Annotated in this window: 18 protein-coding genes; 17 read left to right on the top strand and 1 reads right to left on the bottom strand. The window is 65.0% G+C overall.

Annotated elements, in window-relative coordinates; all coding sequences use genetic code 11:
• Positions 1–75 precede the first annotated feature (75 nt).
• The 3 genes from LDO13_RS13835 (at position 76) to LDO13_RS18610 (ending at position 5,971) form a co-directional block, all read left to right on the top strand.
• Complete coding sequence (locus tag LDO13_RS13835) at positions 76–4,218, top strand: hypothetical protein (protein WP_224047271.1); 4,143 nt, start codon at positions 76–78, stop codon at positions 4,216–4,218.
• 67 nt (positions 4,219–4,285) lie between these two features.
• The gene (locus LDO13_RS13830; protein ID WP_224047270.1) at positions 4,286–5,725 is read left to right on the top strand and encodes a hypothetical protein; all 1,440 of its coding nucleotides are present in this window, start codon (positions 4,286–4,288) and stop codon (positions 5,723–5,725) included.
• Between the two features lie 120 nt (positions 5,726–5,845).
• Positions 5,846–5,971, top strand: coding sequence for a hypothetical protein (locus tag LDO13_RS18610; protein WP_263422135.1), 126 nt, complete (start codon positions 5,846–5,848; stop codon positions 5,969–5,971).
• Positions 5,972–5,980: 9 nt separating this feature from the next.
• Here the strand turns inward: LDO13_RS18610 and LDO13_RS13825 are convergent, their stop codons facing one another.
• Positions 5,981–7,408 (bottom strand): GH1 family beta-glucosidase, encoded by a 1,428-nt coding sequence (locus tag LDO13_RS13825; RefSeq protein WP_224047269.1) that lies wholly within the window; start codon positions 7,406–7,408, stop codon positions 5,981–5,983.
• 459 nt (positions 7,409–7,867) lie between these two features.
• Here LDO13_RS13825 and rpsJ point away from each other — a divergent pair, with 459 nt between their 5' ends.
• The 14 genes from rpsJ (at position 7,868) to rplE (ending at position 15,021) form a co-directional block, all read left to right on the top strand.
• Positions 7,868–8,176 (top strand): 30S ribosomal protein S10, encoded by a 309-nt coding sequence (gene rpsJ, locus LDO13_RS13820; protein WP_038464699.1) that lies wholly within the window; start codon positions 7,868–7,870, stop codon positions 8,174–8,176.
• Positions 8,177–8,193: 17 nt separating this feature from the next.
• Positions 8,194–8,844, top strand: coding sequence for a 50S ribosomal protein L3 (gene rplC / locus LDO13_RS13815; RefSeq protein ID WP_024366134.1), 651 nt, complete (start codon positions 8,194–8,196; stop codon positions 8,842–8,844).
• Positions 8,845–8,848: 4 nt separating this feature from the next.
• Positions 8,849–9,472, top strand: a complete 624-nt coding sequence (gene rplD, locus LDO13_RS13810; protein WP_056425230.1) for a 50S ribosomal protein L4 — start codon at positions 8,849–8,851, stop codon at positions 9,470–9,472.
• Positions 9,469–9,774, top strand: a complete 306-nt coding sequence (rplW, locus tag LDO13_RS13805; RefSeq protein WP_056425233.1) for a 50S ribosomal protein L23 — start codon at positions 9,469–9,471, stop codon at positions 9,772–9,774. The genes rplD and rplW overlap by 4 nt, the downstream gene beginning before the upstream one ends.
• Before the next feature lie 29 nt (positions 9,775–9,803).
• Positions 9,804–10,643 (top strand): 50S ribosomal protein L2, encoded by an 840-nt coding sequence (rplB, locus tag LDO13_RS13800; protein WP_224047268.1) that lies wholly within the window; start codon positions 9,804–9,806, stop codon positions 10,641–10,643.
• A gap of 12 nt (positions 10,644–10,655) precedes the next feature.
• The gene (rpsS, locus tag LDO13_RS13795) at positions 10,656–10,937 is read left to right on the top strand and encodes a 30S ribosomal protein S19 (RefSeq protein ID WP_018773666.1); all 282 of its coding nucleotides are present in this window, start codon (positions 10,656–10,658) and stop codon (positions 10,935–10,937) included.
• Positions 10,938–10,975: 38 nt separating this feature from the next.
• On the top strand, positions 10,976–11,341 hold the full coding sequence (gene rplV, locus LDO13_RS13790) for a 50S ribosomal protein L22 (protein WP_003803798.1): 366 nt from the start codon (positions 10,976–10,978) through the stop codon (positions 11,339–11,341).
• The gene (gene rpsC / locus LDO13_RS13785; protein ID WP_224047267.1) at positions 11,342–12,187 is read left to right on the top strand and encodes a 30S ribosomal protein S3; all 846 of its coding nucleotides are present in this window, start codon (positions 11,342–11,344) and stop codon (positions 12,185–12,187) included.
• Entirely contained in the window at positions 12,188–12,604 is a 417-nt protein-coding gene (gene rplP / locus LDO13_RS13780; protein ID WP_011692803.1) for a 50S ribosomal protein L16, read from the top strand.
• A gap of 2 nt (positions 12,605–12,606) precedes the next feature.
• Entirely contained in the window at positions 12,607–12,942 is a 336-nt protein-coding gene (gene rpmC, locus LDO13_RS18635) for a 50S ribosomal protein L29 (RefSeq protein ID WP_136321878.1), read from the top strand.
• Positions 12,939–13,247, top strand: a complete 309-nt coding sequence (gene rpsQ / locus LDO13_RS13770; RefSeq protein WP_224047266.1) for a 30S ribosomal protein S17 — start codon at positions 12,939–12,941, stop codon at positions 13,245–13,247. The genes rpmC and rpsQ overlap by 4 nt, the downstream gene beginning before the upstream one ends.
• Positions 13,248–13,708: 461 nt before the next feature.
• Complete coding sequence (gene rplN / locus LDO13_RS13765) at positions 13,709–14,077, top strand: 50S ribosomal protein L14 (protein ID WP_003803789.1); 369 nt, start codon at positions 13,709–13,711, stop codon at positions 14,075–14,077.
• A 3-nt stretch (positions 14,078–14,080) separates the two neighbouring features.
• A complete protein-coding gene (gene rplX / locus LDO13_RS13760; RefSeq protein WP_056425237.1) occupies positions 14,081–14,440 on the top strand; it encodes a 50S ribosomal protein L24 in 360 nt (119 codons plus the stop codon).
• Entirely contained in the window at positions 14,440–15,021 is a 582-nt protein-coding gene (gene rplE / locus LDO13_RS13755) for a 50S ribosomal protein L5 (RefSeq protein WP_024366124.1), read from the top strand. Before rplX ends, rplE begins: the two co-directional genes overlap by 1 nt.

Below are 15,021 nucleotides of genomic sequence, written 5' to 3'. Positions count from 1 at the left end.
TGCTATGTTTCATCTAGTCATTGGAGTTAATGGGGGCTGGTCGGGTCCGGACAGCCGGTGTCACGAAGGATGTCCATGTCGGCTGCTGTCCACCCACTGCTGGTAATACTCCTGGTCGCGGGAGCCCTCCTGCTGGGCCTCCGCTGGGGGAGGGCACGGGAACGCAGTCGTGCCGGTGACACGAACAGCCAGGCGTTCGCGGCGGGTTTCCGTGCGGGACACGTGCAGGGCTGGCGGGACGGCGAGGCTGCCCCGAAGCCGGTGGCGGCGACCAACCCGCCGGCGCCGGCCGATGCTCCGCCAGCGGCCCGGCCAGACCGGCCAACCCTGCCGGTCCAGGCTGTCGGGCCGCTCCAGCACAGGCCCCTCCCGCCCGCACGGCAAGAACAGCATTGGCCCCTGCCCCTGCCCCTGCCCCTGCCCGTGCAGAGCTCCGCTCCGCCGCCCCCTGATTCGGGCCCGCCGGTGCCGCGGGAGTCCGCCGCGCACCGGGCTGCCCGCAAGGAGAAGCGGGACCGGCAGAACATCAACATCACCCTCTACGTCGCCAGCCTCCTGCTGGTGGCCGCCGGTGCCCTGTTCGTCGGCACCTCCCTGCCCGAGGTCCTCCGCTTCGCCGGCGTCGTCGCCATCACGGTGCTGTTCTATGCCGGGGGTCTGGTCCTGCACAGGAGGGCCCCGCGGCTCAGGCCTGCCGCCGTCGCGTTCGCCGGAACCGGGCTGGCCCTGATCCCGGTCGCCGGCCTGGCGCTGTACAGCTTCCTCCTCCACGACGCCCCGGGCGCCTGGCTGGTCACGTCGATCATCGGGACCGCGGCCTACGTTGCCGCCGCCGTCCGGATGGACAGCAAGGTCCTTGCCTACCTGTCGCTGACGTTCGTCGTGTCGACGGGGTCGTCCGGGATTTCGGTCCTCGGCGGAGCCCTGGCCTGGTACTTCGCCGCCCTGATCGGCTTCGCGGTCCTTCTGGCGCTGCTGGCCCTGACACGTCCGCGCTGGCTGCCGTCTGTGTTCCTCAAACCGGTGCTGTACCTGCACCCCTTCGTGGTCCCCTCCGTCGCGGTGTTCTTGACGTTCGTGCCGCTCCTGCTCGGCATGGGCGAGTACGCACTCATCATGTTCCTCTGCGGCGCCTACTTCGGGTTGATGGCCGCCGTTCCGCAGAGCCGGTTCCGTGTGGCCCAGTACTACGGCTGCCGGGCGAGTCTCACCATGGCGGCCGCCGCCGGAACTTGGGCCGCCAGTGACAGCCTGCCGTGGGCGTTGCTGACCGGCGTCGCGCTGGCAGCCCTCCAGTCCGTGCTGCTGGCGTCCGGACCGAATATGGTTCCGGCCGCGCTGCTGGGGTCAGCCGTCCGACAGCGGGCGGACGCCCTCGGCACCTTCGGGCTGCAGCTGCTCCTGACCCTGCTGTGGGGTGCGGCGACGTCGTTCCCTGCCGCCGTCAATCAAACTGGCGACGTGCCCGCGTGGGTGCCCCTGCTGCTGGCGGTGCTCACCGGCGTGGCCCTGGCCGTGGGACTGGGCGGGGTGGCGGAAGGGGCTCCGGTTCCTGCCCTGATGCTCGCTGCTGCCTTCGGCGGCCGCGCCGGCAACTGGACCCCGGCGGGGTTCCTGCTGCTCGTCGCGCTGTTCTGGGCCGTGCGCGCCCTGCCTCCGTCGGAGCCCCTGCGCCGGCACTTCGTTCTCGCCGCCCGCATTGCAATCACGCTGGCCGTGCCCGCCGCGGCAACGGCCGTGACCGGTGATGGCTACGACTCCGTCCCGGTGCTCTTGGCCTTCCTGCTGGCTCTTCTGCTGCAGCAGCTCGCCACGGCGGCCCTTGTCCGGGCGGGTGTGCCGTCGCTGGCCCCGGACGCGAGCCTGGCGGGGTTCTCCCTCGCGGCGCTCCCCGTCCTCGCCGCATTGGCCGTCGCGGACGACGCTCCGCAGCGATCGCTGGCCGGCGGCGCCGTGGTGCTCCAGCTCCTCGCGTGCCTTGGCATCGGCTGGGCACTCTCGGGGAAAGCCGCACCAGGGACGCCCTGGCGGTCGGATCTGCGTGAACTGCTGCCGCTGGGCATGGCGGCAGCGCTGGCCGGCCTGGCTTTTAGCGCAGTCTCGCTCCGTAGCGGCATTATCAGCCTCACCGTGACGGTGCTCTACCTCGCGGCCACGGCGCTGCGCCGCGGAGCGCTGCAGCAGCGGTGGAGCTACTGGCTGATGGCCCGGGGGACCGGCACTGTTTTGATCCTTGCCGGTTTCCAGCAACTCCGGCAGGATTCCGGTCCGTTGCTGCTCGGCGGGGAGGAACTGGCGGGCGCTTCGCTGGCCGTGCTGGTGCTGGGGCTGCAGCTGGCTTTCCCCCTGCGGGCCGAGGCCCGGCGCCGGGCACCCGACGGCGTGGTCGCCGACGCCGCCGCAGTGCTGGTGCTGCAGGCCGCCGCCCTGGCCGTCCTCACGGCGTCCGGCCCCCAGTACCAGTCCACAGGGAGCTGGCAGCTGACCGCTGCAGTCGTCGTGATGGCACTCAGCGCGGCGGCGGCGGGCTTCATGCTCCGGGCCCGTCCACGGGCGGTGGTGTTTGCCCCGGCGGCGCTGGCAGTGCTCCTGCTGGCCCGTGCGGGCACCGCGCTCGACGTCGAACTGGTCCTGGGCATCTTTGCCGCCTTCTGCGCCGTGATGGTGGCTGCCGCTACCTCGCGCACTGCCAAGGGCGGCTACTTCGCATCCGCCCGGGTGCTGACCCTGGCCCTGGCGCTCGTCCTCAGCTACGACTTGACGGTCTCGGCCACCGCCGTCTGGGCAACGTTCGGCCTGGTCCTCGCCGCACAGCACGTGGTCCGCTGGCTCATACGGCACCGGCTGACGGAAATCCCGTTCCAGCGGGCCGCGGTGTGGATCACGCTCGCCGCCCAAACGGCGCTTCCACTCGGCTATCTGGCAGCGGAACCGGCCGACGGCGTCCGCTGGGTCATCCTCCTGCACTCGGCCCTGCTGCTGGCTTCCGCAGCGGTGGCCAGCCAGCTGTTTGCGGCCCGCGGGGCGGCCTACCTGGCGGTCTATGCCGCCGTGCTGGGTACCGTGGCGCTGGGGCCGCTCGTGCAGTTCACCGGTGGCCCGTCCGCTGGCGGCTTCCTGGACCAGCCGGTGCTGAGCCACGACGGCGTCGTGGCGGTGTTGCTGGTGATGTCGCTGGCCGCCACCGCCGCCGGCCTGCTGTTCCGGCGGAAGGCGCGCGCCGACGTCGAACGCTGGCTCTGGCCGGCCGCGTCCGCCGCCTCCGTCGTGACCGCCCTGCTGCTGGCACCGTTCGCCAGCGACGGGCTGACCGGGGCTTCGGTCCTGGTGCTGGGAGTGGCCTGTTTCGCGGCATCGCACCTTGGGCGATGGCCGGTGCTCTACGTGCCCGCCGTGGCGGCGGTGCTGGCCGGCGCCACGCTGGGGGCTTCCGAACTGCTGGAAGCTGTTCCGGGTGCCGGGGGCAGCTACCTGCCGTGGCTGGCGGGTTGCGCCCCGGCCGCGGCAGCGCTGTATGCCGTCCGATGGCTGCGCCGGGACGGGCTGGAAGGCGATCCGATCCGGCGCTGGTCGCTGGCAGTTGCAGCGATCCTGGGCCTTGGCCTGGCCGCGGCCGCCGGGCTGCGGTGGGACGCAACAGCCTGGGCCGGGGCTGCGCTCGTGGCGGCAACCGCCGCCGTGTGCTGCGCCGAAGCGCCCGCGGCAGCCCGCCGGGCCGGTGCGGAACTGGGACTGTTTGCCACGGCGGCTGCGGTGCAGCACGCGGTGCTGTTCACCGGACCCGATTCGGATGCCGGCTGGGCCGGGTCGTTTTGGCCCCTGCAGTGGTATGTGGTTCTGGCCGGCGTGCTGGGCGCCCTGCGCTTGGCGTCCGGGAACCGCAGGGCCGGGCGGGTGCTGTTGTCCGGTGGCGCCGGGCTGCTGACGGTGTCCGGGCTGGCGATCATCTTCGGCGGTGATGCGGGGCAGCAACTGTGGATCCTGGCGTCGATGGCCGTCGTGCTCATGGCCGGGCTGGCCTTCGGCGATCGGCTGTTTGTCTGGTGGGGCGCGGCGGGAGTGGCACTGTGCGTCATGTGGGCCATGCGCCAGTACACCTTCGCGCTGCTCGCCCTCATTGCCGCGGCCCTGATAGCACTGGCGGTCTGGCGGCTGAACCGCAGCAAGCCTGCTGCCGACGAGCCTGCACCGATCCGTGAGCCGGCGGATCGTCATTGACGGGCGCGGACAAGGTCCGGCCGTGCCCTTCGGGGGTGCGGAGAGCGGCTCGGGTATCGTGCACCCTATGGTCGAAGGACGAAGTGCCGAAGCAGTGAGGGACACCCCGGCAGGACCTGCCGTCGGGCGCCTGGCGCCCACAAAATATTGGCTCTTCGCCTGGCTGGCCTTCCTGCCAATTGCGCTGGCGCGTGCAGAAAATTTCAGTGAATCAGACACGTTCTGGCAGATACGGACGGGCATACTAACCCTCGAGGCGGGGAGGATCCCTGCAGTCGATCCATTTTCCTGGACGGCTGCCGGCGAGCCGTGGACCTTGAACTCGTGGGGCTTCAACGTCCTGCTTGCCGCGGTGTACAACGTCAGCGGGCTCCCCGGGGTGGCCCTCGGCTGTGCCGCGATCGCGGCGGCCATCATCGGCCTGGTCCTCTTCCTGGCCCGGGCGAGAGGAGCTTCCCCGGCCGTGGCCGGATGGTTGCTGCTGCCGACTTCCCTGCTGCTCATCATCTGGTTGTCCGCGCGCCCGCACCTGGTGGACTATTTGGCCGTGCTGCTCCTGGTCATTATCCTCGGGCGGATGCTTGACGCGCCGTCGCTGCGGCAGCTGTGCGCCCTGGCTTTGCTCGTCACAGTCTGGGTCAACTTGCATGCGGCGTCCCTGCTTGGGGTGGCAATCGTCGGTGGGACATTGGTCCTCGCCGGCGTACAGAAGAATACGCGGCGTCGGGTCGGCTGGTTTGCCGGTGCCCTGGCGGTCGCGCTGCTCTGCAGCCTGGCCAACCCCTACGGCATCGGTATCTTCTCCCAAACAACGCAGGTGAAGGCGGCCTCAACGGTCATCACGGAGTGGCAACCTTTGAACGTTGCGGATCCGGTGCAATTCGTCCCGGTGGCCCTGGGGCTTGTCGCGCTGGTCGTTGCCGTGCGCCGGCGCGAAATCGTATTCTCCGCAGCCCTGCTGGTCACCCTGGCGGGGTCGGTGGCCGCCATGCGGATCATCCCCATCCTCCTCTTGATTTCCATGCCCGTTCTGATGTCCGCAGCCTCGCGCCCTGTCGTTCTGCGGTACTTCGAGAGCAGGCGGAGGATGCTGGCCCAGTGCGGCACTTTGGCCGTGGCAGCAGTAACCGTTCTGGTCGCTGTCAACCTCCCCGCGGTCGGCCGTCCCGACCCGGCCAGCTATCCGTCCGACGCGATTGGAGCCATTCCAGCAGGGTGCACCCTCTTCAATGACTACATGGTCGGGGGCCTTGTCATCCTGCAGCGCCCGGACGCGCGGGTGTCGCTTGATTCCCGCAACGACCTGTACGGAGCGGATCGCGTCAACAACTTCATGCGGTTTATTGAGCAAGGCGACGGAGACCTGGACCAGCGACTATCGGGCGCGGACTGTGTTCTGGTTCCGCCCTCCAGCGGTTTGGCGCGGGCCCTGCAGGCGAACCCTGAGTGGCAGTTGAAAACGACCGAACCGGCATCGGTCCTGTTCGTCCGCGTGCCGGGCAGCTGAGAAGCTGCCTGAAAACTCGCAGGTGGCTTTGTCGCGGCAATAGTGGCGGCAACAGCCGGCGGACCATGGTTGACCCGGGCCGGGCGCTGATATCGTTGCCTGCAACGAAGGGAGCTCACAATGGGCTTGTTGATTTTCCTGTTGGTGGCCGTTGCCGTCGTCGTCGCTGTCGTTTGGGCGAAGAAGCACTTCCGCCACGAAATTGAACGCGCCAAACGCATTTCCCGGGCCAACAAGAACAAATAGCCCGCCGGCTCAGCCTTTTCGTGCCCTGCTGAGCGCCTGGTACCAGTAGTACGAATCCTTGGGTGTGCGTTCCTGCGTGTCGAAATCCACGTGGACGAGGCCGAAGCGCTGGGAGTACCCGGCGGCCCACTCGAAGTTGTCCATCAGGGTCCAGACGTAGTACCCCAGCAGGTCGACGTCCTCGGCGATCCCCCCGGGCGCTGTAGCGTCCACGGCATGACCCAGGTGGGACGCGATGTAGCTGATCCGCTCCACGTCGGCGATGGGGCCGGTCACGTGGTCGGGCTCGGGGAAACTGGCCCCGCTTTCGGTGATGTACAGCGGCGGGAGAGCGTCCCCATACCTGTCCTTCAACTCCCGGAGCAGGGGTCCCAAATGGTCCGGAGCCACCGGCCAGCCGAATCCCGTCTTCGTGTATTCCGGGAACGCCGCGAGATGGAACGGCATCTTCAGCATCGCGTCCGTGTGTCCCGCCGGGCTTTCACCCGCACCCCGTCCGGTGGCGACCTTCACGGGGTAGTAATAGTTCAGCCCGTAGAAGTCCAGAGGCTGCTGGATGGTCCGCAGATCGGCGTCGGAGATCTTCCCCAATGAACGGAACCAGGGCTTGGCGATGAGCGGAATCTTCGGGTACCGGCCCAGCAGGATCGGGTCCGCGTACACCCGGTTAAGCACCAGGTCGAAGATGTTGGCAAGGAACCTGTCCGTCACCGAGCGGGAGGCCGGCCGCACAGGGGAATGCAGGTTGGTGACGCCCACGGTGCCCGAGACGGACTCCGCCCGCAGCGCCTGCACGGCGAGGCCGTGGCCGAGGAGCTGATGGTGGACTGCGGGCAAGGCGTCGAAGAGCAGGTCATGGCCCGGGGCATGGACCCCGAGGGCATAGCCGTTAAGGGTGACGGATACCGGTTCGTTGAGCGTGACCCACTGGGCGACGCGGTCGCCGAACCGGCTGCCCGCCGCCGCGCTGTACTCGGCGAAGCGTTCAGCAGTGGACCGGTTCAACCAGCCGCCCCGGTGCTCCAGCGGAAGGGGGGTGTCCCAGTGGTACAGGGTCGCCATCGGGGAGATGCCGGCCTCGAGCAGCCGGTCGATGAGCCGGTCGTAGAAGTCGAGCCCCTGGCTGTTGAACGGTCCGGTGCCGTCCGGCTGGATCCGCGGCCAGGAAATGGAGAAGCGGTAGGAGTCGATGCCGAGGGTGCGCATCAGTTCGACGTCCTCGGGCGTGCGGTTGTAGTGGTCGCAGGCGACGGCGGGGGAGTGCCCGTCCAGGATGCTGCCCGGCTTTTCGACGAAGGCGTCCCAGCCGGAGGGTCCGCGGCCGCCGGCCGCAAGAGAGCCTTCAATTTGGAACGCGGCCGAGGCAACCCCCAGCTGGAAATCCGGGCGCAGGCGCGCGGCCAATGCCTGGACTGCTACGGAATCCTGCACAGTCATGCCCCCATCATCCCCACGGGGCGCGCCTAAGGCAATGAGCGGAAGCCACGGCCCGACGTCGTCCGTGTCCCGTCTGCGCCCCGACGGTGGCGTCGGCCGGGCGTCAGGACCGGCGGCCACATCGTCCCCGCACAGCCGCTGATTCGCTTCTGCCCGTTAATTCCGGCATACTAGATGAGTTGTTCAAGCGCTCTTTCGCGTCCCGATCCGGATAATGCCGGGTGCCAGGGTCCAAGTAAGAGCCCAAACATAACCCACTTCCCAAGGAATTGCGGACGAGTACGCGTGCAAACCGCGACACGCCCGACCGCGGGGGTCGGTTGCGCCGGCAGGTTGAGGAACCCGGATTCATCCGGATTCAGCTTGTGCGGCGGGCGGTAGTTACGACTTCAAATGCTTCGGCAGCCGCACAACAGGTAAGTAAACAGAGCAGCATTTACTGAAAGAGAGTCAGGCGACATGGCGGGACAAAAAATCCGCATCCGGCTGAAGTCATACGACCACGAGGTCATTGACGTTTCAGCACGGAAGATCGTTGAGACGGTCACGCGCGCAGGCGCCACGGTAGTAGGCCCTGTGCCGCTGCCGACGGAGAAGAACATTTACTGCGTAATCCGCTCTCCGCACAAGTACAAAGACAGCCGCGAGCACTTTGAAATGCGCACGCACAAGCGTCTTATCGACATCATCGATCCCACGCCCAAGGCTGTCGATTCGCTCATGCGTCTCGACCTGCCGGCCGACGTGAACATCGAAATCAAGCTGTAGGGAGGTGCTGAGAGACTATGACCGCAACCCGTAACGTAAAGGGCCTGCTGGGCACGAAGCTCGGCATGACCCAGGTCTGGGACGAGAACAACAAGCTCATCCCCGTCACTGTGGTCCAGGCTGACTCGAACGTCATCACGCAGCTGCGCAACGCAGATACTGATGGCTATGTCGCCGTTCAGATCGGCTACGGCCAGATCGATCCCCGCAAGGTCACCAAGCCGCTGGCTGGTCACTTTGAAAAGGCAGGCGTCACGCCTCGCCGCCACGTCGTAGAACTGCGCACTGCAGATGCTGACTCTTACGAGCTGGGCCAGGAGCTCTCCGTAGAGCTCTTCGAAGCCGGCCAGAAGATCGACGTCGTTGGCACCACCAAGGGTAAGGGCTTCGCCGGTGTTATGAAGCGTCACGGCTTCCACGGCGTTGGAGCTTCCCACGGTGCCCACAAGAACCACCGTAAGCCCGGTTCAATCGGTGGCGCATCCACCCCGAGCCGCGTCTTCAAGGGCATGAAAATGGCCGGCCGCATGGGCGCCGTTCGTCACACCACGCTGAACCTCACGGTCCACGCGGTTGACGTCGAGAAGTCGCTGCTCCTGATCAAGGGTGCCGTCCCCGGCGCCCGCGGCCAGGTCGTACTCGTACGCACCGCCGTGAAGGGAGCCTAGTTCAATGACTAGCACTGTCAAGGTTGACCTGCCTGCAGAGATCTTCGACGTACAGACCAACGTGCCGCTGCTGCACCAGGTCGTCGTTGCCCAGCTCGCTGCTGCTCGCCAGGGTACCCACAAGACCAAGACCCGCGCCGAGGTTTCCGGTGCAGGTCGCAAGCCGTTCAAGCAGAAGGGCACCGGCCGCGCCCGTCAGGGTTCAATCCGTGCTCCTCACATGACCGGTGGTGGCGTTGTCCACGGCCCCACGCCGCGTGACTACAGCCAGCGCACCCCCAAGAAGATGATTGCTGCTGCACTGCGCGGCGCTCTCTCTGACCGCGCCCGCAACGGCCGCATCCACGTTGTCGCTGAACTGGTAGCCGGCACCAAGCCGTCCTCCAGCGCTGCACTGGCAACCCTGCGAGGTGTCTCCGAGCGCAAGAACCTGCTCGTCGTCATCGAGCGCGCCAACGATGTTGCTGCACTCTCCGTGCGCAACCTCACGGATGTTCACGTTCTGTACGCAGACCAGCTGAACACCTACGACGTTCTCGTTTCCGATGACGTTGTCTTCACCAAGGCTGCCTACGAAGCATTCGTTGCTGACCGGGCAGTGGCAAAGAACCAGGAGGATGCCAAGTGAGTGCAGCCACCCTCAAGGACCCGCGCGACGTCGTGCTTGCACCCGTCGTCTCGGAAAAGAGCTACGGCCTGATCGATGAGGGAAAGTACACCTTCCTGGTGGACCCCCGCTCGAACAAGACCGAGATCAAGCTGGCCGTGGAGAAAATCTTCTCCGTCAAGGTCGACTCGATCAACACCATCAACCGTGCCGGTAAGCGCAAGCGCACCAAATTCGGATGGGGTACCCGCAAGAACACCAAGCGTGCAATTGTGAGCCTCAAAGAAGGCACTATCGACATCTTCGGCGGTCCGCTCTCGTAGCGGAGACCACTTTAACGAGGAAATAAATTATGGGAATCCGTAAATATAAGCCGACTACCCCGGGCCGTCGCGGCTCGAGCGTAGCGGACTTCACTGAAATCACGCGGTCGACGCCGGAAAAGTCGTTGGTACGTCCCCTCCCGAAAAAGGGTGGCCGTAACAACACCGGTAAGATCACGACCCGTCACAAGGGTGGTGGACACAAGCGCCAGTACCGTCTGATCGACTTCCGTCGCCACGACAAGGACGGCGTCAACGCCCGCGTTGCCGAAATCGAGTACGACCCGAACCGCACGGCTCGCATCGCACTCCTGCACTACGTTGATGGCACCAAGCGTTACATCATCGCCCCGAACAAGCTGGGCCAGGGTGACATCGTGGAAGCAGGTGCCGACGCTGACATCAAGCCCGGCAACAACCTGCCGCTGCGCAACATCCCGGTCGGTACCGTAATCCACGCAGTTGAACTGCGCCCGGGTGGCGGCGCCAAGATGGGCCGCTCCGCCGGCGCATCGATCCAGCTCGTTGCAAAGGAAGGCCGTTTCGCCCAGCTGCGTCTGCCTTCCGGCGAAATCCGCAACGTTGACGTGCGCTGCCGCGCAACCGTCGGCGAGGTCGGCAACGCCGAGCAGTCGAACATCAACTGGGGCAAGGCCGGCCGTATGCGGTGGAAGGGCGTTCGCCCGACCGTCCGTGGTGTCGCCATGAACCCGGTCGACCACCCCCACGGTGGTGGCGAGGGTAAGACGTCCGGTGGACGTCACCCCGTCAACCCGAACGGTAAGCGCGAAGGCCGCACCCGCCGTCCCAACAAAGAGAGCGACAAGCTTATTGTTCGTCGCCGTCGTACTGGCAAGAACAAGCGATAGGAGCCTGGACACATGCCACGCAGCCTGAAAAAAGGTCCTTTCGTTGACCAGCACCTCTTTGTAAAGGTAGCCAGGGAAAACGAAAAGGGCACCAAGAACGTCATCAAGACCTGGTCCCGCCGTTCGATGATCGTCCCCGACATGCTCGGCCACACGATTGCCGTACACGACGGACGCAAGCACATCCCCGTGTTTGTCACTGAGTCGATGGTCGGGCACAAGCTCGGCGAATTCGCTCCCACGCGGACATTCCGCGGCCATGTCAAGGACGACCGTAAGGGCAAGCGCCGCTAGGCGCCTGCACTTACGTCAAAGACGAGAGAAGGAAAGCAATGGAAGCCAAGGCAATTGCGCGTCACATCCGCGTAACGCCTATGAAGGCCCGGCGCGTCGTCAACCTTGTTCGTGGTAAGCAAGCGAATGAGGCTCTGGCAATTCTGAAGTTTGCCCCGCAGGCAGCTTCGGAGCCGGTATTCAAGGTAGTTCAGTCGGCAATCTCCAACGCCCGGGTCCTCGCGGACCGCGACGGCGTGGCGTTTGACGAAGGTGACCTCATCATCAGCGAAGCGTTTGTTGATGAAGGCCCGACCATGAAGCGGTTCCAGCCGCGAGCCCAGGGTCGTGCATTTCAGATCAAGAAGCGCACGAGCCACATCACCGTGGTAGTCGCTACCCCGGAGAAAGAGGAGGCTCGCTAAGTGGGACAGAAAGTTAACCCGCACGGGTTCCGACTCGGCATCACCACCGATCACGTATCGCACTGGTTTGCTGACAGCACCAAGGCCGGCCAGCGGTACAAGGACTTCGTTCGCGAAGACATCCGTATCCGCCAGCTCATGTCCACGGGCATGGAGCGCGCCGGTATCGCCAAGGTTGAAATCGAGCGCACCCGTGACCGCGTCCGTGTGGATATCCACACGGCACGTCCGGGCATCGTTATCGGCCGCCGCGGCGCAGAAGCAGACCGCATCCGCGGCGAGCTCGAAAAGCTCACCGGCAAGCAGGTTCAGCTGAACATCCTCGAGGTCAAGAACCCCGAGATGGAAGCACAGCTTGTTGCCCAGGGCGTTGCTGAGCAGCTGACTTCCCGCGTGGCTTTCCGCCGTGCGATGAAGAAGGCCATGCAGTCCGCACAGCGTGCAGGTGCCAAGGGCATCCGTATCGCTTGCTCGGGTCGACTGGGCGGCGCAGAAATGTCCCGCTCGGAGTTCTACCGTGAAGGCCGTGTGCCCCTGCACACCCTCCGCGCGAACATCGACTACGGCTTCTACGAGGCCAAGACCACCTTCGGCCGCATCGGCGTGAAGGTCTGGATCTACAAGGGTGACGTCACCGCCAAGGAACTGGCTCAGCAGGCAGCTGCTGCTCCGTCCCGTGGCCGTGGTGCCAGCGACCGCCCGGGCCGCCCGGGTGGCGCTGACCGTGGTGACCGCCGTCGTCGTAACGACCGCCCGGCTGAGGCTGCACCCGCTGCTGCCGAAGCTCCGGCGGCTGATGCAGCTTCTGCCGCACCGGCACAGGCAGTAGAAGGAGGACAGGCTTAAATGCTTATCCCACGTCGAGTCAAGCACCGTAAGCAGCACCACCCGGGTCGTTCCGGCGCTGCTACGGGTGGCACCAAGGTCTCCTTCGGTGAGTGGGGTATCCAGGCTCTGAGCCCGGCTTACGTCACCAACCGTCAGATCGAATCTGCCCGTATCGCGATGACCCGCCACATCAAGCGTGGCGGCAAGGTCTGGATCAACATCTACCCGGACCGTCCGCTGACGAAGAAGCCTGCCGAAACCCGCATGGGTTCCGGTAAGGGTTCTCCGGAATGGTGGGTCTCAAACGTCAAGCCGGGCCGGGTTCTCTTCGAACTCTCCGGTGTCAGTGAAGAGGTAGCTCGCGAGGCCCTGCGCCTGGCAATCCACAAGCTGCCGTTGAAGGCACGCATTGTGCGTCGCGAAGGTGGTGAGTAGAAATGGCAGTAGGATCCAAGGAACTTGCATCCGCACAGCTGGACGGTTTCGACAACGAGCGTCTCGTTGAAGAACTCCGCAAGGCCAAGGAAGAGCTGTTCAACCTGCGTTTCCAGTCCGCCACCGGTCAGCTGGAGAACCACGGTCGTCTGCGCGCGGTAAAGAAGGACATCGCCCGCATCTACACCGTTCTCCGTGAGCGCGAGCTGGGCATTCGTGCCGAGGTTGCCGCGCCGGTTGTGGAAGCCAAGGAAGAAAAGAAGTCCAAGAAGTCCGCAGCCAAGGCTGAGAAGGCTGAAAAGCCGGCCGAGGCCGAGACCGAGGAGGACGCCAAGTGAGTGAAAAGGACGAGAACGTGACGGAAACTGTTTCCGGTGCAGCCACGGCTGACGAGCGCGGTTACCGTAAGACGAAGCGCGGCTACGTCGTCTCGGACAAGATGGAAAAGACCATCGTTGTCCAGGTCGAAGACCGCGTGAAGCACGCCCTCTACGGCAAGGTTATCCGCCGCAACACGAAGATCAAGGCTCACGACGAAGAGAACAGCGCCGGCATCGGCGACCTCGTGCTGCTCGCCGAGACCCGCCCGCTCTCCGCTACCAAGCGGTGGCGTCTGGTGGAGATCCTCGAGAAGGCCAAGTAACACCTGCAGCCTCGCTGTCAGTGTGAGAAGCCCCCGTTCCCTGCTGGGAACGGGGGCTTCTCCGTTCCCCGGAGCTCTGGGTTTCCGGGCTGCCGGGTTTGCCGGGTTCGCCGCCTGCGCCGGCACGTCACGCGGTGCAGGCTTTCAGCCGTGCGTGACGCCATCGTCTGTGGTAATGGCTGATTCTGGCTGAGGCCCAAAACGTGCTAAGATTTTGAGTTTGTATGGCGCTATCTGTGCGCCGTCATCAACCTCGTAAACAATCGTGCCACGGCATAGTGCCCCCTAGCGCCCCGATTCGTCGGAACCCGTCTGGGAAGCAAATGTTTTTGGCACGGGAGTTTAGGCCTGGTCTGGCAAAATCCAGGCAGGTCAAGAGACACCCCGATCAACCGTTCCGCAAGGCTCATTCCGTAGGAAGATTTTCGGTCTGAGAACCAGCGCGACGCAAGGAGTAAATAGTGATTCAGCAGGAGTCGCGACTCAAGGTCGCCGACAACACGGGTGCTAAGGAAATCCTTACCATTCGCGTTCTCGGTGGATCTGGCCGTCGCTACGCAGGCATCGGCGACGTCATCGTCGCTACCGTCAAGGACGCAATTCCGGGCGGCAACGTTAAGAAGGGCGACGTCGTCAAGGCTGTCATCGTCCGTACCAAGAAGGAACGCCGCCGTGCGGATGGTTCCTACATCAAGTTTGACGAGAACGCAGCTGTGATCCTGAAGAACGACGGTGACCCCCGCGGTACCCGTATCTTCGGACCGGTTGGTCGTGAACTTCGCGATAAGAAGTTCATGAAGATCGTTTCTCTGGCTCCGGAGGTGCTTTAGTCCATGGCTAAGATCAAAAAGGGTGACCTGGTTCAGGTCATCACTGGCGCCAAGGCTGAGCGCGGCGGCGACAAGGGCAAGCAGGGCAAGGTTCTGCGCGTGTTCCCCGAGACCAACCGCGTGCTGGTCGAAGGAATTAACCGCGTAACCAAGCACACCAAGGTCGGTCAGTCGCAGCGCGGCACCAAGACCGGTGGCATCGAAGTCGTCGAGGCTACGATCCACATCTCCAACGTGGCTCTCGTTGACCCGTCCACCAAGAAGCCCACCCGCGTCGGTTTCCGCACCGAGACCGTTGAGCGCGATGGCGTGAAGCGCGAAGTGCGTGTCCGCGTGGCCAAGAGCTCAGGGAAGGACATCTAATGACTGAGACTCTCGAGACTCCGGCAAGCAAGATCGTTCCTCGTCTGAAGACCAAGTACGCGGATTCCATCAAGAGCACGCTCGTTGAGGAATTCAAGTACGAGAACGTCAACCAGGTTCCCCGCCTGGTCAAGGTCGTTGTGAACATGGGTGTTGGAGATGCCGCCAAGGACTCCAAGCTGATCGACGGCGCTGTCCGCGATCTGACCCTGATCACCGGCCAGAAGCCGCAGGTAACCAAGGCCCGCAAGTCGATCGCACAGTTCAAGCTGCGCGAAGGCATGCCGATCGGTGCACACGCAACTCTGCGTGGGGACCGCATGTGGGAATTCCTGGACCGTCTGGTCACGCTGGCTCTGCCGCGTATCCGCGACTTCCGGGGCCTCAGCGGCAAGCAGTTCGACGGCAACGGCAACTACACCTTCGGTCTGACCGAGCAGGTTATGTTCCACGAGATCGACCAGGATTCCATCGACCGCGTTCGCGGCATGGACATCACCGTCGTGACCACTGCCAAGACCGACGACGAAGGCCGCGCGCTGCTCAAGGCGCTTGGCTTCCCGTTCAAGACCGAAGATTAA

Origin of the sequence: Arthrobacter sp. NicSoilB4, assembly GCF_019977335.1 — a bacterium.
GTDB lineage: Bacteria > Actinomycetota > Actinomycetes > Actinomycetales > Micrococcaceae > Arthrobacter.
Note: the sequence above shows the minus strand (reverse complement) of the source record. Positions and strands in the feature narration are given on the sequence as shown.